This window comes from Sphingobacterium sp. BIGb0165, from assembly GCF_024810095.1.
In the GTDB taxonomy this organism is placed as follows: Bacteria; Bacteroidota; Bacteroidia; order Sphingobacteriales; family Sphingobacteriaceae; genus Sphingobacterium; species Sphingobacterium detergens.
The window spans coordinates 191,734-210,891 of sequence record NZ_JANUEB010000005.1; the positions used below are offsets into that span (position 1 = coordinate 191,734).

Genomic DNA, 19,158 nt, shown 5'->3' on the forward strand with positions numbered 1-19,158 from the left:
GTTAGATCTTGATATTTGAAAAGACATAGCACATTTCGGCCGCAATTTCTAAACTACGTTCTGCATACACTGCTGTTTGCTCAGCTGTGCCATCTGAAATCTTGGGATCTTCAAAAGTAATCGGTATCCTTTTTTCAGCACCGGGAATAAAAGGGCATCCGCCATCCGCCTGCGAGCAGGTCATGATTGCAGCAAAGCCAGAGATTGGGTTGAATGGACTATCATATTTTTTTGAAAAGCCGATAACCGGCGGGTCGTTGTCGCCATATTTTATTGCATAGATTGGGTTATCCGTATCAGCGATCTTAAAAACCTCAAATCCCTGCGAAATCAATGTTTCTGCGATTTTAGGAAATAAAGCAGTTTCTTCCGTCCCCCCTGAGTAGCAGTTGACCGCTGGGATATGATGGAAGGATGCGGCCACCTGCGCCCAAAGCTGAGATAAATGGCTTCTACGGGAATTGTGGGTACAGATAAAATTGAGGTTGACCGGCTGTCCACGATCAACCTTGTCCTGAATAAATTGAATCAAGGGATTCAATGCCGCTTTACGTTCCTCAGACAAGTGTTGTCTGCAGGTAATCGTGCTTATTATTTCTTTTATTTTCTGATACATTGCTGCAGTGAATTTTAAGTGATTAACAACAGCCTGAGCCTGGCGTGCAGCAAGAAGTTCCGCTGACTGGCAATGCTGAAATATTTATTTTCGGCTTTTCGGATGGTATGCCGCAAGCATCTTGGGCGAGGCAGGCCGTAGTCTTGTTTTTCAAGACAAAGGTCTTACCGTTAAAGTCAAGATCGTATTTGCCGATCGTACCGCTTTGGTATTCCACTTCAATTTCCCCATCTTCGATACCCAATTTCTCTTCGGACAAATTGATAATATGTAATAGTTTGCCTGGTTTTAGACGGTGCTCATAATCATCCGCATTCCATAGCTGGAAGTTTACCACTTTCTCCTGACGGATAACACCACCACAGTCAATGAATTTTTTTGTGATCTGACCTACTTCGGTGACATGGAAGTGTTCAGGAACAAATGTGCCATTTTCCAACTGAAAATCAACATGATCCAATGTTGCTAAAATTTCTTTGATTTCTGATAATTTCATAAAAGACTAATTTTATTATTTATTAAAAACTATATATTGCAATATTACGATGTATTTGCTCAAAAAAAGTTACTTACAGCAGCTTGAGATGTTTACGTCCTGATTGAAAAATGCGTTGAACTCCTGTTGCATTTGTTTCCAGACCGCTTCATTAATACAGTAACAAACAGATTTTCCCTCGATTGTCCCCTGTATTATTCCTGTATTTTTTAATTCCTTAAGGTGTTGGGAAATGGTTGCCTGTGCTAGCCCTAGTTCATCAACCAGATCGTTGCAGATGCATGCTTTCTTGTCAATAATATATTGAAGGATAGCTATTCGTGCGGGGTGTCCTAAAACCTTAAATGCTGTAGCCAGTTTATTCTGTTCATCAGCGAAAATTTCTGTCTTTGTAAGTCCCATCTTCTTTTGTTATATCGCAATATTACGATAATAATTTTAAATATCCAAATATGGGCAGTTCCATTTGGTTATCGAGCGTCGAAATGTGCTATTCCGCTATTGTCCAAGCGTGAGATTGAAACCGTGGCTTTGGTAGCCAAAGGAAACTCTAGTCCACAGACCTCGTAAAAACTTTTTATTTCGCCCGACACGGTACGTACTCACCGGAAAAATCTGTTCAGAAAAAAGGAGACCAAAAGTGTTGGTGAATTTGTATGTAAATGCATCGAATGGGGGTTGGTATGATTGATATTCGATAATTTGCATTGTACATTTTTTGGCAAAAAAATTGTTAAGGTTACTCTGATTAGAGCGCCAAAATGGTATCATACGATAAGATTATACATAAACCGAAATCGGCTTAAGGATTGATCTTATGGTGAAAATGCCTGCATAAACAAATTTAAATTAGCCATTAACAATAGATGAGACCTATTTTATTGATTATATTCATTCTTTTTATAGGACGTTCGGGCGCGCAGACCACGGAAATTCCCGATCGTATGAAATCTGCTTTTACAGGTAAGTGGGAGTATAAGACCAGGTTTCAGACCAATACCGTGGTGATCTGGTTTGAACCGGGCAAGGAATATGCAAGTTTTAAAGACATCGGCAGCGGTGAGGCTCCGCCAAGAACTTTTCGGCCCCAATTAAAAGGAAATGTCTTGTTTATCCCGGCTAAGCAGGGACTTAATGACGAGCTGGAAATGGAGATCATAAAAGGGAAATTGAATTTAAGGGCAAAACCGATTATATGGGATGAAAAGGGAAATATAGTGAAAACTGGAACTGTTGAAACAAGAATTTTTAAACGTACTACCAAAGAGAAATAAAGATACACAGGGAAATAGAGGCCCTGTCCAAAACTAAAAAATGATATGTCAAGAATCGTTGTCTTTTTCGCACTAGTCCTTTTCTCATGTCAGGGACAGTCTACCAACAAGGCACAGCAGAAAACTGATACTGTTGATGCGAAAAATATAGTTCCAAAAAAAAATACTGTTTCTTGCGAACAAGTTGTAACGCAATTGGTGAAGTCAAGCAATGCAGTCGCATTGAGTCAATTTGGTGATACGCTTGTTCAGGCTGCAGTAGCTTACCTAGACCCTGAAAAGCTGACGATCAAGTTGTATGTCATTAATGATATTTCGGAAACTCCTTCAGAAAAAAGACTGGTAGAACGTGCCGTGGGCTGGTTGGAATTTTATCAGAAAACCGGACAACTTTTGGATATAACAAACGACCCCGATAATCCGCTATCCTTGCGGTATGATAAGCGGATTGTGCAAGAACATGATCTTTCCTCGTTATGCCGTTCTGCAGCAGTGATTGCCAAGGCGGGCAGTGGGTATGCATTAAGAGATGTGATGTTGGACAAGGATATCAAGTTTAACGGTAAGCTGGATAGGTTTTTTACCCGAGGTGAATTTGAAAAAGTTTTCGGTCGTCCTGATAGTATTCAACTGCTAAAAGATGAAGCTCCCTGTGTCACTATTTTTGATACCGAAGCTCCAGATGATAAATACCTATACAAAAATGGTTCACGCTTTGAAACCAGTGGCGATAGTGTCGCAGTAGAAGAGTTCTGGTTTTTGAATGGAAATTTTATCAGCTACAATGGGATCCGGATAGATGCGAATACGACGATAGAAGATATGCAACAGCTTTTCCCTACAGCTGTCAGTGAACGACAGGGGATGGATAAAGTGGGAAAATTGTGGGTAATCAGATTGCGGGAGGACAATGAAGGGATCGTGGATGGTCATATCAGAATGTACTTTAAAGATGGTAAAGCGCAATCTATACATTGGTGGTCTCCTTGCTAATGTGTAAGAGGAGATAACAGTTCATCCTCTAAAATGGATGGTTGTCAATTCTAAATCTGGATGGATAGTACCAATAGACCATTGATCACAAATTATTAATTTGATAAAGAAGAAAATAGAATTATTTACAATCCGTGAAAAACCTTTTTATGATCCGAAAAAGGTTTTTTGTGTTTTTTGAGATCGCTATAGCTTTGCATTTGGTCAATGGAAAGAAGCGATACGTCAAAATGTTTACTGCTTCTTGTAGCCAAGGGCTTCCTTTGCAGAAAAAACATGAAGAAACAAGTTTTATGTGCCATCTTGTTCAGCAGCTTAGCGACGCTGACAGCACATGCCCAAAATGCAGTATCCGGACAGGTTATTGTCGATTATGTTCCGCTGTCAAACTATATCCGACCAGAAGATAGTGTAAAGACCGGCTCTAAAAGTGATTTCAAAAGGATACAATTCAATCTTGAAATACCTTTGTCGACCAAAGTGGATTCTTTGGGTAATATCAAACGCTGGTCATGGAAAATGGGAGCTGCCTACGCAAAGATGCAAAACCGCGATTATGAACAACAGCTTTTTCCGACTGAAATGTTGAATGCAGAAGTCGGACTGCAATACTTGACTTCTTTAAAGAAAAACTGGTCCCTCCTATCTTTTGCCTCGGTCGGTATTTATTCGGATCTGGTCAAAGTCAATGGCAAGGATGTCCTGGGACAGGGGGGAGTTCTTTTTATCAAACGGTTTAAGCCGAATCTTGCCTTCGGCTTCGGGCCAGTATTGAGCAATAGCTTTGGTGTACCGATGATTCTGCCGGGACTGTATTTTGACTGGAAGACCAATGGCAAGGTCAAGTTCAATGTGAATTTCCCACAGGGGCTTGCAGCGGCTTATCAGGTCAACAAGTTCATGGATCTTCGTGCGGTAGTCAACCTGGATGGTATGACGGCTGAACGGGAAAAGAACGGGAAGTCCACACTTGGTGGATTTATGTTGTTAACCGCAGGTCTTCAACCGCAATTCAACCTCGGTAAGAATCTTAAATTGCAGCTAACGGGGGGAAGCACATTAGCCCGGATGTATGTTGAAAACGATCGGTCGTTAAAGAGTTTCTTCAAGGATAAGAAGCAGGCTGATCCCCGTTTTTCACCGACCTTCTATACTTCGGTAGGATTTAAATGGAATATGCCCTATTAACGACTCAGGAGCTTCTTAAAAACCACGTTTTGGAGAAGCTCTTCTCTTTTTGTACGGGAGATGGGTAATTCCTGTTCCCTAATGTATACTCTTCCACCCGAGATGATATCGATATGATTGACATTGACCAAATAGGATTTATGGATACGGAAAAAATGGCTACCCGGTAAAGCTTCTTCCAGTGCAAGCATGGTCTGATGGATAGTGAGCATCCGTTCTTTAAAATGGAGTTTGGTGTAATTCTGCATACTTTCGGCATAGAGAATGTCTGTCCAGGATATTTTGACGAAGGCATCACCCTGCCGGACAAAAAGCATGGTATCATTGGCAACAGGTTCCTGTGTCGATTTATTGCGTTGTACAAATTGCTGAAATGCTTTTGTTGCTGCCTGAAAAAAACGCTGGAACACAATAGGCTTCAGGAGATAATCCACCGCCTGAAGACGGAATCCTTCCAGGGCATACTCTGAATAGGCTGTAATGAATATACATAGGGGAGGATTTTCGAGTGATTCCAAAAAATCAATACCATTGAGATAAGGCATATTGATATCCAAAAAAATAAGGTCAATATCGCCTTGTTGTAATCTGGAGGCTGCCGCTAGGGCCGAAGGAAAAGTTGCGACGAGTTCGAGAAAATCAACCTGTTCGGTCATCTCAGCAATATGCTGCCGTAGCAGGGGTTCATCGTCCACGATGATACATTTCATCTTTGTTTGTTCCATAGTCGTTTAGCAGTTAAGATTGATTGTCAGGTCGACGCAAAAACTGTCGTCTCGCTTGTCAATGGTTAAGCTGTACTGATTTTCATACTGCAGCTCCAGCCTCTTTTTGACATTTTCCAGCCCAATACCTGAGTGTCTTGTTGATGTCTGCAGGGGATAGGGCTGATAGCTATTTCTGATATGAAATTGGAAATAACCGTCTTTTTCAGAGCAGTTGACGCTGATTTTTCCTTTTTGATTCGGAAGTCGATCCACATGTTTGAAGGCATTTTCCACAAAACAGATGAGCATCAGCGGTGCAATATGCAGATCTTCTGTTGTCTGTGACCAGCTGCAGTCAACCTCCAGCTCGTCTCCCCAGCGCATCTGTTCAATCGTGATAAAATTTTGTAAATATTGTAGCTCACGGCTCAGCAGTACAAATGATTGGTTGCATTCATAGAGCTGGTAGCGTAGGATATCTGAGAATTTTAATAGTAAAAAATCGGCCATATCCACATTCTTTTTCATTAGGATATGAATATGGTTCAATACATTGAACATAAAGTGTGGATTGACCTGATCCTGTAAAATTTTGAGCTGGCTTTCCAGAAAGTTCTGCTGCAACTGACTATGGTCCCGCTGAATATTGGCATGTTCCTGATAAAATCGGATACCACAGGCCGTACCATTGATCAGTACGGATGAGGGGATAGCCTTATAGCTCTGTACAAACAAAAGTGTGGCCCGATCTTCCTCCGATAGTACTTGGCTATGGATAATAAAGTACGCATCTACTGCACCGATCAGAAGAGCCAAAATAAGGACGAAAAAGATAGCTTTGAAAACAAAGGGTTTCATTTTCTGTGTCTTAATGGCTTTTGGTAAGATGCTGTCACTTAGGAGTTGCGAGATGCTGATGGAACAGATCATGACCGATGAGCTATGGATCAGCGCACTGATGGCGTCCATATCCTGCTTCACTTGTATCCATACGGCAAACCAGAGGACAAGCCAGAAGAGCGTGAGAAACAGGTGCCGATGGAGATAGTTTTTTTTGAGAAACATGGGACAAAAATAGTCAAATATATAACAAAAACCTTTGAAGGCGGATATAGGATTGCCTTCAAAGGTTTTAGCGTTAAGGGTTGTATTAGAATATGAAGTAACCTACGCCAATGGAAAATGCCTGTGGCTTGGATTTAAAAGATTTAGATAAGTCCGAAAAACCACGCTCGTAGCGGACATCGATACTGAATTTTTGGATATCGACACCAAGACCGCCTGTAAACTGTACATTGGACTTATCGAAATGTTTGACGCCCTCTTTGATGGCCTTCAAGGGAGATAGATTGTCATTCAGGGTATAATTATATACTGCACCGGCAAATAGACGAAAGTTCATATCTTGCTGCTGGTAGATTTTATAACCGACCATCACGGGAATATCGATCGCATTCCATTTGAGTTTGGATTCAGTCTGTCCCTGTGGTTTGAGCGCTGCTTTACGTTTGCTGAAAAGTGCCTCGCCCTGAATGTATGCTCTTCCGAGGTTGACACGTGCCATACCACCGACATGGAGACCTATTGCATATTTGTCGTCCAGGTCTGCAAGCTCTGTGTTGAGCTTGTTGATACTGCTACCACCTTTGATACCAATCTGAATAAGAGGTTGCTCTTGGGCAAATACCATTTTACTTAACATCATCGCGAAGAGTACAACGCATGATAAAATTGCTTTTCTGTTCATTTTTATTGTTTTGATATGTACAAAAAAACAAAGGTCAGCGGTGATACAGAAAAGTCTTTGACGAACGGTATACTCGCGGTGACGAAAGTAAAAAAGGTGATGTCAACCCTACTATTCGTCCTTCAGGCTCTTCACTGGATTGACCATGGCAGCTTTGATCGATTGATAGCTGACAGTTAAGAGGGTGAGCACGAAGGCACCTGATCCTGCGATCAGAAAAATATCCCAGGTAATCTGAATGCGATAGGTATAAGAACTGAGCATGTCATCGGAAATGTAATAGGCGATCGGGAATGCAATAAGGCATGATAGCAGCACCATGATAAGAAATTCTCTCGAAAGCATCTTTGTGATCGAAATGATAGATGCTCCAAGGACTTTCCGGACGCCGATCTCTTTGGTTCTGGTCTCCGCCATATAGGCTGTCAAACCGTATAATCCCAGGCATGAGATAAAAATTGTCAGTAGTGCAAAAAGACTGGAAAGTTTACCTAATTGATTGAAATCTTTAAATTTTTCTGCATAATTCGCATCAACAAAAGCGTACTCAAAGGGGTATTCCGGGTTATATTCCTTAAATATTTTCTCAATTCCAGCCAATGCATCTTGTGTTTCAATATGATCACTTAATCGAATATTGGTTATTGTAGTACCTGCAATAGCTCCTTGGATAACCAACGGTGTTATGGGATTAAATGGTGATTCTTGAACAAAATCTTTGATGACGCCAATGATATGCCAATCCCTTCCATCAACTATTGTCTTTCCGATCGGATCATCAAAATTAAATACCTTAGCAGCCGATTCGTTAATTATCATGGCGGAAGAATCCGTAGGGAATGTCGTCAGATCAAAGTCTCGCCCGGCGACCAATTTCAATCCAGCAGTATTGACTAAATTATCGTCTACTCCAAACCGTGTAAACATGGTGTTGTTATCTTTTGGTTTACCATCCCAGTTCATGGAGTTGCTGCTCCAGTTTTCTGTTAAGGGGGCTGAAGTTCGTGAAACATTTGAAGCAATACCAGAGGAGATTAGCGCATTTTTTATCAGTAATTTGTTTTTACCAATCTTTCCCTGATCTATAATATTGATCAATCTATCTTTATTATAGCCAATTTCTCTATTTTGGGCATGTTTTATTTGTTTCTGAATAGCTATTGTTGTAACAATGAGGATAATAGCAATACAAAATTGAACAATGACCAGTACTTTCCTGGGATTGAAATTCCGTTGGGCGTGTAACAATTTACCTTTTAATACTTTTACCGGTATAAAAGAGGATAGATAGAAGGCTGGATAACTCCCTGAAAGAATGCCTGTAAAGAGGACAAAAACTATAAAAACAGACCAAAAAGGGATATCCGTATAGGGCATAGCCAATGTTCTTGAAATTAAATGACCAAAGTAGGGCAGAACCAGTATCGTTATTAGCAGTGCCAATATACCTGCGATAAAGGCAATGAGAATGGATTCGATTAAGAACTGATAAATCAATAGGCCTTTATTTGCACCCACTACTTTTCTTACGCCAACTTCTTTCGCCCTTTTTTCACTTTGTGCTGTACTTAAATTCATGAAATTTATACAGGCGATTATCAATATAAAGCAGGCAATAGCGATAAAGGATCGTACCATTACGATTCTACCAGATGTCGGCTTACCCATGTCGGTGTAGCTGCTGTAAAGCCATTTATCCGAAATAGGCTCAATAAAATTCTCGGCTTTATTTTCTGTATGTTTTTGTAAGAAACCTTTTATATTTTTCTGAAATTGATCAATGTTAACATTTTGAGCCAATTCAATATAGGTTTGAATGGAATTATTTCCCCAGTAATCATCTGAATACCCTATTTTCTCCATCAATGTCCATGGAACAAGATAAGTCGTTCCCTTCATAAAGGAATTGTCGGGAATGTCTTCAATGATTGCGGATACGGTGGAAATCTGTGTACTGTCCAATTTGATTGTTTGGTTCAGCGGGTTGTTCTGACCAAATAATCGATCTGCGAATGATTTGGTCAGAACAATCTGATTAGGTTTTTTTAGTGCTTCAACCGGATTTCCAGCTAGGACTTTATAGTCAAATATTTTCAGGAAAGTACTGTCAACAAAAACACCCTGTTCTTTTGATAGTTTAATTTCTCCTCGTGTTAATAAAAAACCGGTCCCCTTATTGACCCTGGCTACATTGTTTATTTCCGGAAAATCAGTTTTTAAGGCAGCGGCCATGGGTTTTGGGGTATAAAAATGTTTTACGGTCTCACCGCCCCAAACATCTTTTATTCCTACAGCATATATCTGATCAGTTTTTGAATAAAACCTATCATAGCTAAATTCACTTTTTACCCAAAGCATGATCAAGATTGCTGCCGCCATTCCGATAGCTAAGCCCACAATATTGATTACTGTAAACCCTTTATTCTTCTGAAGATTACGAAAGGCTATTTTGAGATAACTTTTAAGCATATTGATCAGTTTAAATCAGTTTAAGTTATTTCCACCAATTCGTTTGCCAATTGTTTAATTTATTGATATGTAGTGTTTTGTTTTTTTATTTAAGATTCGGAACTGTTCGATGTCGGACGTTTTTTGTACGGAAGCGGACAATTTTATACTGGGAAAAGAACAACATATGTTAAATTTTAATGTTTAAAGTTGACATGTAAAACGTATTTTTAAGTTAGATTGTTGGTAATAAATTTTTTAGCTATAAAAATAGTCTATTTATGAAAAAAAGGTGTTTTTTTATGGTCATCTTGCTTGGTTTGACATTTTCGGTCATGGCGCAAGAAAGCAAAAAGGTTAATGGCTGTGGTATGGCGTCCACCTATGCTGAAATGGCTTTTATAAGTTTTAAAAAGGCCTATAAAGCAGACTCTCTGGATGATGCGAAGTCTTTACTGAAGGAAGCGTTGGGAAAGGCAAAAGAAGCTTCTGCCTATACGATAATCCCCGGCTGTAACTGTCTTAATGCCAAAAACTATGCGTTGAATGCTGTGACATTTGGTAATAAAGCCCTAAAATCAGCGGACTTAGACAGTTTGAAAAAATGGACCAAAAAGGCCATGGATATGTCTTTAGATGTATTGACAGCTATACCGAACTGTAAGTAGACCGAGTATGGATTGACCAGAGTGTACATATACATCGCCTATTGAAATTAATCAATCTGATCATTTGGCTGTTGCCTGTTTACGATCAGCTCTTGGGCTGGTAAAGCCAGTACAATATTTTCTTGTCGAAATATATTGTTGATGGTTACCATGACATCACTTTTGATCTGACCAGTATCTTTGTTCGCCTTGACCCAGAAAAAGAGGTCTAGTGCGACAGACTGGGCGGAGACAGAGGCGAATTGTACAATAGGTGTTGGGACGCTAAGAATCTGCTCATTCTTTTCCGTAATGGCTAAGAGCAAACTTTTTACTTTTTCTAGATCGGTCCCATATTTGACTTCGATATGGCTACTCAGGCGTTTACGGGCTGTTCCCTGGCTCCAGTTGATGACACGTGAACCAAGTAGGTCACCATTGGGTATAATTAGGTTTGCCCCCTCTGTGGTCGTGATAACACTACTCCGAAATCCGATCGATTTGACACGACCGGATTGCCCACCGACCTCTATTATATCATCTACATTGACGGGTTTTTCAAAGGCGATAATTAAACCACTGACTAGATTATTGACAAGTGTCTGTAGACCAAAACCTATACCTACACCCAATGCCCCAATGATCAAGGTGATCTGCTGAATAGGAATACCTGCGGCAGCAAAAGCAAGAAAAAAGCCGATGAAAATAATTGTAATCCGAATCAGCAGCAACCAGCTTCCAAGATGAAATTGTGATCCGTCACTTTCGTTGTGGTGGGGCTGTGGACCGGAAGCAAAAAAAGAGACAATCTTGGAAAGTATAGTTGCACAGGCCATGATCAGGACAAAGACCACAATATTGATGACTGTGAAACTGTAGCTGCCCAACTTGTGCGAGTTGTAGAAGAAATCGTGTATAGGTTCTGACAGCAACCTGAATTCGTAAAAATTGCGCCCAAATAGTACAAACCAGCCTAAAATAAGGATCAGATAGAAAAATGAAGGTGCCCGTTTGCCAACACGGTCGTAGTTGATATAAAAGAGCTTTCTTTCTTGTTTTTTATAGATCGAGGAGGCATAAGTAAGTCCCTCATTAACCAGGCGTAAGACCCATAGAAAGATAATTGTCACAACTACATTCAATAGGCCCGCAATCAGTAGTACTTTGGCAATATTAAAACTGCCTGCAAGGTTAAGCCCAAGTGATAATAGTTCCATTACTGTCATCAATCCGATCGGAAACAGGATCCAGCGTTCCCGTAGTTCCGCATGACGGGATCTGTTTATTAACGAAAACAAACCGAGCAAAAAGGTCGATGATGCAATAAGTATCATACACCACCGTTCTGATCGTGAGGCTTGCAGAACCATATTATCCAGAACGGCTAAAATGTATAAACCCAATAAGCTGAGCCAGATTGTCATCCAGTAATTGGAAATATGTTTGCGAAGTATTACACTAATGAGTATGGCCTGGGTAATGATTAAGATTGTTGAAAATACAAAAGGTGGATTGACAAATAGAAACTGTACGATACTCAACGCAATGACCGTTCCCGAAATGAGAGGCTGGGCTAAGAGCATGGCTGATTCCGCTTGCATCTGTCCCTGATTTTTTAAACTATTTTTCAATGAAAATAGGTAATAAACAACCAATATTACTGCAGCAATTAAAAATAGAAGCCTTGCCCAGTTGCCCTTTAAATAGTAGGTGAGTGCCAGCTTCGCCTTGATGACAGACAAATGGAGTATCTCTTGTATCGGCCTGTTGTAGACGCTTTCTTCCCAGAGTGGAGCAAACTCTTTGTCGAAGGTTTTTTCGGCAATCTGTTGTTGATAATAGCGTATTTCCTCCGTATCATTTTCCAAAGCCATCAGTTCGAGGTTCAGTTCATTCTGGAGTGTCTGGATAATACCGATGTTTTTTGTAAGCTGCTTGCTCACTGGTGATATCTCTTTTGATAAAACATGTAACCTGCCTAGGTATTGACTCAGTTGTACGGAATCTTCCGAAACGACAAAGAGGGATTTATCCATCGTGAGAGAGTCTATTTGTAAACGGTAGTTGATCAATTGGTCCTGATAATTGTCTACTCGTTTTTTATAGGTTGATACTTCGGTTGTGAGGGTATTTAGAATATTAAAAGTGGTTGTTAAATTTCTGGAAGAATGGGCGGATCCCTGGTTATTGAATACGCCATCTTTTGACAGCTGATGCCAACGAATAATTTCCTTTAATTCCGTGCGGACTGCTGCGGTATCAAATCCTTTTTTTAGAAAAGATCCGGCATGTCTTGATATTGTTTTTATCTGTTCGAAAACCTGATTTCGCCTTACTGATGCACGATCCTGTTCGAAGTCGATGACACTTTGTTTGGCTGACTTGCTGAAAAAGTCCTGCATTCGGGATACATAATTGTCTTTTACTGAATCGGTGGGTACAGCTACGCTTTGTGCTGTAGCGGCAATGGATTTTGGCAATGGCCTAAGGCAGCACAAAATAATCAACGAAATGTATAAGAATGCATACCTTCTTTTCATACTAGTAAATTGGGTTTCGATAGGGGTAAAAATAATAAAAAAGCAGGAGATTTAATAACAATCATTGAGTGGGAAACAGACTAGATCATTAATAATTCTGGTCACGATGGTTTTGGGCTTTAAGATATGGTAAAACCATCCAACGGATTTGCTTTTCTGTTCATTTGACGAACAGCATACTCGCGGTGGCGAAAGTGACCGTGGGAATGATATCAAAAATGATATATTACTATATTTGACTCGTGTAGAACACGCATTCGAGAAGTGATAGTTAGCCTATTTATATGCAGATTGGAAATACTAAAACTGTCCTAAATTACCGAATCCATGAGAATGAGATCTTGATATTGTTATTTTATACGATGGATATTAATTGTGTTTTGGAAATTTAAGCTAAAAAAAGAGCCGTATCAAACCTCAACTATCCGATACGACTCTTTTTCTTAAAATTTAAAAACACTCTTCAGTTTAGCGTCTAGGTCGTCATCACTACCACCACCGCCACCGTAACGGCCAACGATAACGCCATTCGGATCAATGAGGATCTTGGTCGGCAAGGTATGTATGCCATAGGCTTCTGAACGGTCTTCTGATTTATCAAAATCACCTTGAGGGGTTGCCTTTAAGCCACGTAAGACGTGCTTCCATACACCAATTCTGTCTTGATCGACCGCTTTTTTCCACGCTTTAGGATTGGAATCATCATCTGAAATACCGATAATTTCAAAACCCTTCTTTTTGTATTTACTGTAGAGTTGTAAGAGGTGCGGGTTACCCTTACGACAGGGTACACACCAGCTCGCCCAAAAATCCAGTATTACGTATTTGCCACGGTATTCGGATAGTTTAAGTGGCTTACCGTTGATGTCCATTCCTGAGAAATCTGTGGCTGTACTTCCCGGTGAACCTGATTTCAACTTCGTAATTTCTTCCGCCAGTTCCTGACCATTGACTGAGTTTCTGATCTCGGGTCCCATCTGGTCGTAAATGCTTTGAAGTTCTGCTAGGTCTACACTGCTAACGAAAAAGCGAAGTTGTGCAGCGGAAACAGCTGAATTAGGATGCTTCTTGATATAGGAGAACTGTTTGTCGCGTATTGCTTGCTGCATAGGGGACATGTCTTCTTTGATTTTTTCAAGTTCATCAAGTTTAGCATTGAGAGCTTCCTCGGAAGCTCCTTGTTTTTTCAAGGCGATGTATTCATTGTTTTTGTTATTGTACGACTCGTTGAGTGGTTTTAAGGTAGCAATTTCGGACTTAATCAAGTTGTTATAGGTGTTGAATTCATCCTGAGTTTTTAAACCAGATAGGACTATCTCCTGGGGAGAACTAGCATCACCACTGATCTGTAGAATACCTGGTTCAATATAAAACTGTAGGTATTGTTCGTAGGACTGAGGTGCGCCGCTTTTTCCATCGCTGAAATAGCCTGTGGCTTGTGTAGGGGCTTGCACTTTGCCGAGGTAACTGAATACACCATTGAAAATCTGGGTACTGTCAGCGACTTTCTTCCCTGCAGCATCGGTATAACGTATATTGAACCAGGATGCTTTTGCCGGATTTTCGATTTCTCCCTTAATGACGAGGGTATTTTTATCCATGACGGGCGTGCCAAGGAGCTCTGCTAGTTTCTTGTCCAAATGCTCTCCGCGAAGATTTTTGGCGATGATTACACCATTGGGATCAATCAGAAGGTTGGAGGGGATGGATTTGATATCATAAAGCACGCCGACTTCATTTTTCCAGCCTTTGAGGTCAGAAAGTTGGGGCCAGTTTAGATGATCACTATGAATTGCATCCAACCAACGTTTTTGCTGTCCAGGGTAGTCGAATGAAATACCCAATACGGTGAAGTTTTTGTTTTTGTATTGCTGGAAGGCACTGACTACATTTGGATTTTCCATGCGGCAGGGGACACACCAGCTGGCCCAGAAATCAACTAGGACATATTTACCCTGGAAATCAGCTAGAGAAACTTTGTTTCCTAAGGTATCTGCTTGTGTGAAAGGCAGTGCTGTGCGGCCGATACCAGTCAGTTTATCGGTTTTGATGCTATGTTCGATAGCTTTGATTGGGACATTATTTTTTGCTTGTGGACTAGCCTGTTGTAACAGCTCATCCAGTGAAGCAAGATCGTCACCATTGCGCAAAGTAAAGAACATCGGATATACGATTGCGGGACTGTTTTTATGTTTTAGTACAAAGCTCTTGTCCAGCGTGGCTTGTTCAGCATTTTTGTTGTCTATCTCTTTCCGCAATGTAGCGATTTGATCTTGGTCCTTGTTCTTGCGGGCTTCACCAAACTGATCATATAAAGCATCTAACCCAGTAACTTTGGAGCGTTGCTGGAACAGGTTGTAATAATCTGCGAGTTTGCCACCACTATATTTCGCATCTTTGAGCATTGGGGTTTTGCTGCTGATATTAAGCTTGCCTTTTTCTAAGTATATAAAGGCGCCGTTCATCTCTCCCGAAGCTTTCATTTTGCCTACCTGAAAAATGTAAAAATCGCCTTCACCTTCAGGGATATCCAGATCAAACCGAAAGCCTTTTTCAGTCTGTTGGACTGAGTCCTTCTGCCCGTTTACGAATCCAGAAAGATAAATCCATTGGTCTTTAGGCAGATTGTCTAACTTGCCTGTCAGTACGGTGTTTGTTTTTTGCGCAAAAGCCTGACTGGCCAGGGCTAAAAACAGGAATGATAATGTGCTCTTTTTCATGTTGCTGTGGTCTATATGCTTGTATGAGCTATAAGGTATTGAATGCTGCTTTTAATTGGGCATCCATTTCTTCTTTAGATGTGGTATGTATAATAATTTTCCCTTCTTTGTCCAATAAAACATACGTCGGTAAGCTCGGAATGTCGTATAGGGTTGCGATCCTCGCCGGACTATTTTTGATAGGGAAATCATCGGCTACTTGGATCCAGGGCATTTTTTCCTGATCGAGTGCTTTGAACCAGTCTGGCCAGCGACTGTCATTGGTGACGCCAACGATTTCTAAGCCCTTGTCATTGTATGTTTTGTAGGCTTCCTTCCAATGAGGGATGGCTTGGCGACAAGGTACGCACCAGCTGGCCCAGAAATCGAGAAGGACATACTTACCACGTAGTGAGGAAAGCTGGAAGTCGCTACTGTCACGTTTTAGCGCTTTGAAATCTGGAGCTTGATTACCAGGCAACAGCGCTTTTTTAACGGCCACTTTGCCTTGAAGATTTTTGATGTAATTGGATTCTTTTGCGGGAGACTGAAACACTTGAAGACGTTTGTCGAGTTCCGCAACCGGCATGGATTCATTAAAGAGCTGATAGCGCTCCAAGAGGTAGGCTCCGGCTACGAGTGATGGGTGCTGTTGAGTGATGCTATCAATCCAGTGAAGTTCCCAGATTTTGTGTTTATCTCCAAAAGCTTCCATTTCTGCACGGATGGCTTCTTTTTCTTCAGATTTGCCTGCGGCCTCGTATTTCTTGTTGAGCTGTTCAAACATCTTTTTGGCAGCAAGGCTTTTGGGATGCTTTTCAAACGCATCAAATATGTCCTGGTTTTCGGAACCGATTAAACTGACATTGCGTAAGATGGCGCCTTTGCTATCACCATAAGCGGTATAATCATAATGGGTGGATCCACTCGTATCTGCCTGGAATTGAAGTTCACCCGATTCGATAAACAGGGTGGTCGACCAGTTGCCGGGTTCGATCTTGATAGACATCATCTCTGGCTGATCAATGGGACCTGTCAGCTGGAATTTGCCGTTTTGTAGCACTGTACTATCTATCGTAATTGACTGTCTGGTGGCATCATCGAGACGTTGTAATTTGACTGTCCCTGAGGTAATACCTTTGATTTGTCCATGTAATGTATATTTTCCGTCCGTTTGTGAATTTTTGCAACCCTGCATAAGTAGCAGGGTTACAATGGATAGTAAGGTATATTTCATCTTATTGTGTTTTAAAAATATCGTTCAGCTTTTGTTGTAGGGATGCGCCACGTAGGTTGCGAGCAATTATTTTTCCATTGGGATCTACCAGTAGCGAACTTGGTATGCCCTGAATACCATAATAGGTGGATACTTCATTTTCGAAGCCTTTTAATGAAGATACTTGCGACCAGGGCATGCCATCATCTTTGATGGCTTTTTTCCATTTTTCGGCGTTGTCATCCAAAGAAATCCCAATAACAGTAAAATTATTGTCCTTGTATTTGTTATAAGCTTTAAGGACATTGGGGTTTTCGGCACGGCAGGGGCCACACCAACTTGCCCAAAAGTCGATCAATACATATTTTCCTTTGAAGCTGCTGAAACTGATCGGTCTGCCTTCGGGATCATTTTGTGTGAAATCCAAAATTGTCGCTCCTAAAGCACTGCGTCTGAGCACTTCCATACGTTCGGTAAGCTGTTTACCTGTCGCCATAGCAAGTACGGTTTTGTCGAGTACATCGTAAAGAGGTTTCACCTCTTCATAGCTTCCCATAGCCGATCGGTCAGAGACCAGGCTCAGGCTAAAGGCACTCTTGGGATGGACGGTGATATAGGCTACTGCTCGGGCACGACGTTCGGTACTGATTGCATTCAGTTGTTGTTCGAGTTTTAATTGCTCTTCTTCTGTACCTTTTCCCCATTGCTGATAAAGTGGATTGGATTGTTGTTCCAAGTCTTTTAAGGTCGCTTGGTAACGTTCGGCCTCCGCCTGTATTTTACTACCCTTGGCTTTTAATAAATGTAATGAATCGGCCTGGCCGGTTATGCTGATATTGCCTGCTTCGAGGAAAAGTTCGGCGTAACGCGATGGGAACATCAGATAGACCTTTTGGGGTTCGGGCATATCTGCTTCCCAAACAAATTTATCTTTCTGAATCTTAACAGTATCTGTTTTCATCTTGCCATCTTTTAGGTAACCAATAGCCACTTGAGCGTCGCCAATACCTTTGATCAGACCAGAAACTTTTGTCTTTTGTGCCAGGGCACCTAGTGTTGTTGTGAGCAGTAAAGCACTAAGTATATAGTTTTTGCAGTTCATATTGTTATCTTTTAAATTTTTATCAAAGTCTTTTATCTTACAGATCAATATTATAACCCGGGTTTTGTTCGCCAAATTTGGAATTATCTGCAAATTCACTTTTTGGTACTGGCAATATATATTGCTGGATATTGGTTAATTTAGGACGGATGGACGTCACGGTAGCTAATGGCAAACGTAACAGACATAACCATTCCTGTCCATCTTCTGCTACAAGGCTTTTGGACGTTTCCTGGTAGTTGTACTTGAGTATATCTTCACGACTCGTCAGTGCATCAAGTTTGGAAAAGTCGGATAAGCCATTGTGTGTACCTATTTCTTTGAGGATCGCTTTGGCCTCAGTGATAGATCCATTATTGCGCAGCAAAGCCTCAGCTTTCAATAAATGTACTTCTGTCAGGCGGATCGCATAATACGTTTCCGAAACGACTGTTGGGACTGTACCCTCAGCAATATACTTTGTGAAAAAATAGTTGGCGTAGTTTTTACGGAAACTACCGACCATCCAATCCTGTCTTGGATCAGCTGTCAGGAGATCACGTAGACCTTGCGTCGCACAGTATAGGGCTGATGCACCAGGATAAAACTGTCGGCTACGACTGTAGGCATAGGCAGGTTGGTTGGGCTGCGGAGCTATACTGAGGATGACTTCTGGGCTACTGGCTCCTTTGGTGCGGAAGATATCTTTTGCCAGTGGCTCAAGTCGGTAAGGACTATTGTTGATGATCGCTTCGGTTAGTTTGATGACTTCAGCATAATCACCTGCCTGGCCACGACACATCAGTACGCGGGCCTTCAAAGCTCTTGCCGCCCACAAGGTGGCATAATATTTTTCATGCTGAGCGGGACAGTGCAAAATGGCGTAATCCAAATCTTGTAGGATGGAGGTATAACTTTCTGCGACTGAGGAGCGAGCCTTTGGGATATTGCCGATTGTGACAGCCTCATAGCGTAATAATACACCATAAGGACTGGAGTGATCAAACCATTGTCCATAGAAGGTTAGTAATTTGAAATGCCCATAGGCCCTTAGAAATCGCGCTTCAGCTTCGATAGGCTCGCGTTCAGCTGTTGGAATACGACCTTGAGGTAAATTATCCATACCACCGATCAACGAATTTGCGGCATTGATAACACCATAGCTATAGGACCAATAGATATCGGACGAACTGAGCATTTGGTTATCTTCTGGTGCTCCAGCGCCGGTACCATATCCATACATCATGTATCCTGTCAACTGGGCGGGAAGGCGCTCATTGTTGGTCCATTGGGTGATGCCATTGTCTTGAGATACGTTCGCAAAGCGAAAGTATATACCATTCAATGCTATGCGAGCTGTTGGCGCATCCAATACAGTATTGCCATCGACTTTTGCATTTTCAGGTAGGGCACCGAGTTGGCTTTCGCAGGAAGTTAGACTCATACTGCTCGTTATAAAGGTTAATCCAAATAGTATATGGAAGAGTTTTCTTTTCATATTCTCGT

The 19,158-nt window shown here is 41.3% G+C and carries 17 protein-coding genes; 5 read left to right on the forward strand and 12 right to left on the reverse strand.

The genetic code is table 11. The features are described from left to right. Position 1: 1 nt before the first annotated feature. The 3 genes from M2408_RS12835 to M2408_RS12845 form a co-directional block, all read right to left on the reverse strand. Complete coding sequence (locus tag M2408_RS12835; RefSeq protein WP_259182366.1) at positions 2-616, reverse strand: protein-tyrosine-phosphatase; 615 nt, start codon at positions 614-616, stop codon at positions 2-4. A 22-nt stretch (positions 617-638) separates the two neighbouring features. Further along, positions 639-1,112, reverse strand: coding sequence for a DUF6428 family protein (locus M2408_RS12840; protein WP_259182371.1), 474 nt, complete (start codon positions 1,110-1,112; stop codon positions 639-641). A 69-nt stretch (positions 1,113-1,181) separates the two neighbouring features. Next, positions 1,182-1,514 carry a helix-turn-helix transcriptional regulator gene (locus M2408_RS12845; protein WP_223578176.1) on the reverse strand — a complete coding sequence of 111 codons (333 nt, stop codon included), beginning with the start codon at positions 1,512-1,514 and terminating at the stop codon, positions 1,182-1,184. Positions 1,515-1,691: 177 nt separating this feature from the next. Between M2408_RS12845 and M2408_RS26365 the strand changes: the two genes are divergently transcribed. The 4 genes from M2408_RS26365 (at position 1,692) to M2408_RS12860 (ending at position 4,567) form a co-directional block, all read left to right on the forward strand. Beyond that, positions 1,692-1,799, forward strand: coding sequence for a hypothetical protein (locus tag M2408_RS26365; RefSeq protein ID WP_223580168.1), 108 nt, complete (start codon positions 1,692-1,694; stop codon positions 1,797-1,799). 179 nt (positions 1,800-1,978) lie between these two features. Next, the gene (locus M2408_RS12850; protein ID WP_259182376.1) at positions 1,979-2,386 is read left to right on the forward strand and encodes a hypothetical protein; all 408 of its coding nucleotides are present in this window, start codon (positions 1,979-1,981) and stop codon (positions 2,384-2,386) included. Positions 2,387-2,431: 45 nt separating this feature from the next. Continuing rightward, complete coding sequence (locus M2408_RS12855; RefSeq protein WP_259182377.1) at positions 2,432-3,379, forward strand: hypothetical protein; 948 nt, start codon at positions 2,432-2,434, stop codon at positions 3,377-3,379. A gap of 276 nt (positions 3,380-3,655) precedes the next feature. Further along, a complete protein-coding gene (locus tag M2408_RS12860) occupies positions 3,656-4,567 on the forward strand; it encodes a DUF6268 family outer membrane beta-barrel protein (protein ID WP_259182380.1) in 912 nt (303 codons plus the stop codon). Here M2408_RS12860 and M2408_RS12865 read toward each other — a convergent pair. The 4 genes from M2408_RS12865 to M2408_RS12880 all read right to left on the reverse strand — a co-directional run bounded on the left by M2408_RS12865 (position 4,564) and on the right by M2408_RS12880 (position 9,490). Then, entirely contained in the window at positions 4,564-5,292 is a 729-nt protein-coding gene (locus M2408_RS12865) for a LytTR family DNA-binding domain-containing protein (protein WP_259182381.1), read from the reverse strand. The two genes, M2408_RS12860 and M2408_RS12865, sit on opposite strands and share 4 nt — an antisense overlap. A 6-nt stretch (positions 5,293-5,298) precedes the next feature. Then, positions 5,299-6,339: a sensor histidine kinase gene (locus M2408_RS12870; RefSeq protein ID WP_259182383.1), complete on the reverse strand. Its 1,041-nt coding sequence runs from the start codon at positions 6,337-6,339 to the stop codon at positions 5,299-5,301. 85 nt (positions 6,340-6,424) lie between these two features. After that, positions 6,425-7,021 carry a porin family protein gene (locus M2408_RS12875; protein WP_259182385.1) on the reverse strand — a complete coding sequence of 199 codons (597 nt, stop codon included), beginning with the start codon at positions 7,019-7,021 and terminating at the stop codon, positions 6,425-6,427. Positions 7,022-7,132: 111 nt separating this feature from the next. Beyond that, entirely contained in the window at positions 7,133-9,490 is a 2,358-nt protein-coding gene (locus tag M2408_RS12880) for an ABC transporter permease (RefSeq protein WP_259182387.1), read from the reverse strand. 260 nt (positions 9,491-9,750) lie between these two features. Between M2408_RS12880 and M2408_RS12885 the strand changes: the two genes are divergently transcribed. After that, complete coding sequence (locus M2408_RS12885) at positions 9,751-10,137, forward strand: hypothetical protein (RefSeq protein ID WP_259182389.1); 387 nt, start codon at positions 9,751-9,753, stop codon at positions 10,135-10,137. 47 nt (positions 10,138-10,184) lie between these two features. Here M2408_RS12885 and M2408_RS12890 read toward each other — a convergent pair whose 3' ends face one another. The 5 genes from M2408_RS12890 to M2408_RS12910 all read right to left on the reverse strand — a co-directional run bounded on the left by M2408_RS12890 (position 10,185) and on the right by M2408_RS12910 (position 19,150). After that, positions 10,185-12,656, reverse strand: coding sequence for a mechanosensitive ion channel family protein (locus tag M2408_RS12890; RefSeq protein ID WP_259182390.1), 2,472 nt, complete (start codon positions 12,654-12,656; stop codon positions 10,185-10,187). Between the two features lie 443 nt (positions 12,657-13,099). Beyond that, positions 13,100-15,376 (reverse strand): redoxin domain-containing protein, encoded by a 2,277-nt coding sequence (locus M2408_RS12895; protein WP_259182393.1) that lies wholly within the window; start codon positions 15,374-15,376, stop codon positions 13,100-13,102. 28 nt (positions 15,377-15,404) lie between these two features. Continuing rightward, the gene (locus tag M2408_RS12900) at positions 15,405-16,592 is read right to left on the reverse strand and encodes a TlpA disulfide reductase family protein (protein ID WP_259182394.1); all 1,188 of its coding nucleotides are present in this window, start codon (positions 16,590-16,592) and stop codon (positions 15,405-15,407) included. Position 16,593: 1 nt separating this feature from the next. After that, positions 16,594-17,673 carry a TlpA disulfide reductase family protein gene (locus tag M2408_RS12905; RefSeq protein WP_259182397.1) on the reverse strand — a complete coding sequence of 360 codons (1,080 nt, stop codon included), beginning with the start codon at positions 17,671-17,673 and terminating at the stop codon, positions 16,594-16,596. A 37-nt stretch (positions 17,674-17,710) separates the two neighbouring features. After that, positions 17,711-19,150, reverse strand: coding sequence for a RagB/SusD family nutrient uptake outer membrane protein (locus M2408_RS12910; RefSeq protein WP_259182400.1), 1,440 nt, complete (start codon positions 19,148-19,150; stop codon positions 17,711-17,713). Positions 19,151-19,158 lie beyond the last annotated feature (8 nt).

Coding starts and splice junctions, on each gene's coding strand:
- M2408_RS12835 (WP_259182366.1), bottom strand. CDS start 616: ATGTATCAGAAAATAAAAGAAATAATAAGCACGATTACCTGCAGACAA.
- M2408_RS12840 (WP_259182371.1), bottom strand. CDS start 1,112: ATGAAATTATCAGAAATCAAAGAAATTTTAGCAACATTGGATCATGTT.
- M2408_RS12845 (WP_223578176.1), bottom strand. CDS start 1,514: ATGGGACTTACAAAGACAGAAATTTTCGCTGATGAACAGAATAAACTG.
- M2408_RS12850 (WP_259182376.1), top strand. CDS start 1,979: ATGAGACCTATTTTATTGATTATATTCATTCTTTTTATAGGACGTTCG.
- M2408_RS12855 (WP_259182377.1), top strand. CDS start 2,432: ATGTCAAGAATCGTTGTCTTTTTCGCACTAGTCCTTTTCTCATGTCAG.
- M2408_RS12860 (WP_259182380.1), top strand. CDS start 3,656: ATGAAGAAACAAGTTTTATGTGCCATCTTGTTCAGCAGCTTAGCGACG.
- M2408_RS12865 (WP_259182381.1), bottom strand. CDS start 5,292: ATGGAACAAACAAAGATGAAATGTATCATCGTGGACGATGAACCCCTG.
- M2408_RS12870 (WP_259182383.1), bottom strand. CDS start 6,339: ATGTTTCTCAAAAAAAACTATCTCCATCGGCACCTGTTTCTCACGCTC.
- M2408_RS12875 (WP_259182385.1), bottom strand. CDS start 7,021: ATGAACAGAAAAGCAATTTTATCATGCGTTGTACTCTTCGCGATGATG.
- M2408_RS12880 (WP_259182387.1), bottom strand. CDS start 9,490: ATGCTTAAAAGTTATCTCAAAATAGCCTTTCGTAATCTTCAGAAGAAT.
- M2408_RS12885 (WP_259182389.1), top strand. CDS start 9,751: ATGAAAAAAAGGTGTTTTTTTATGGTCATCTTGCTTGGTTTGACATTT.
- M2408_RS12890 (WP_259182390.1), bottom strand. CDS start 12,656: ATGAAAAGAAGGTATGCATTCTTATACATTTCGTTGATTATTTTGTGC.
- M2408_RS12895 (WP_259182393.1), bottom strand. CDS start 15,376: ATGAAAAAGAGCACATTATCATTCCTGTTTTTAGCCCTGGCCAGTCAG.
- M2408_RS12900 (WP_259182394.1), bottom strand. CDS start 16,592: ATGAAATATACCTTACTATCCATTGTAACCCTGCTACTTATGCAGGGT.
- M2408_RS12905 (WP_259182397.1), bottom strand. CDS start 17,673: ATGAACTGCAAAAACTATATACTTAGTGCTTTACTGCTCACAACAACA.
- M2408_RS12910 (WP_259182400.1), bottom strand. CDS start 19,150: ATGAAAAGAAAACTCTTCCATATACTATTTGGATTAACCTTTATAACG.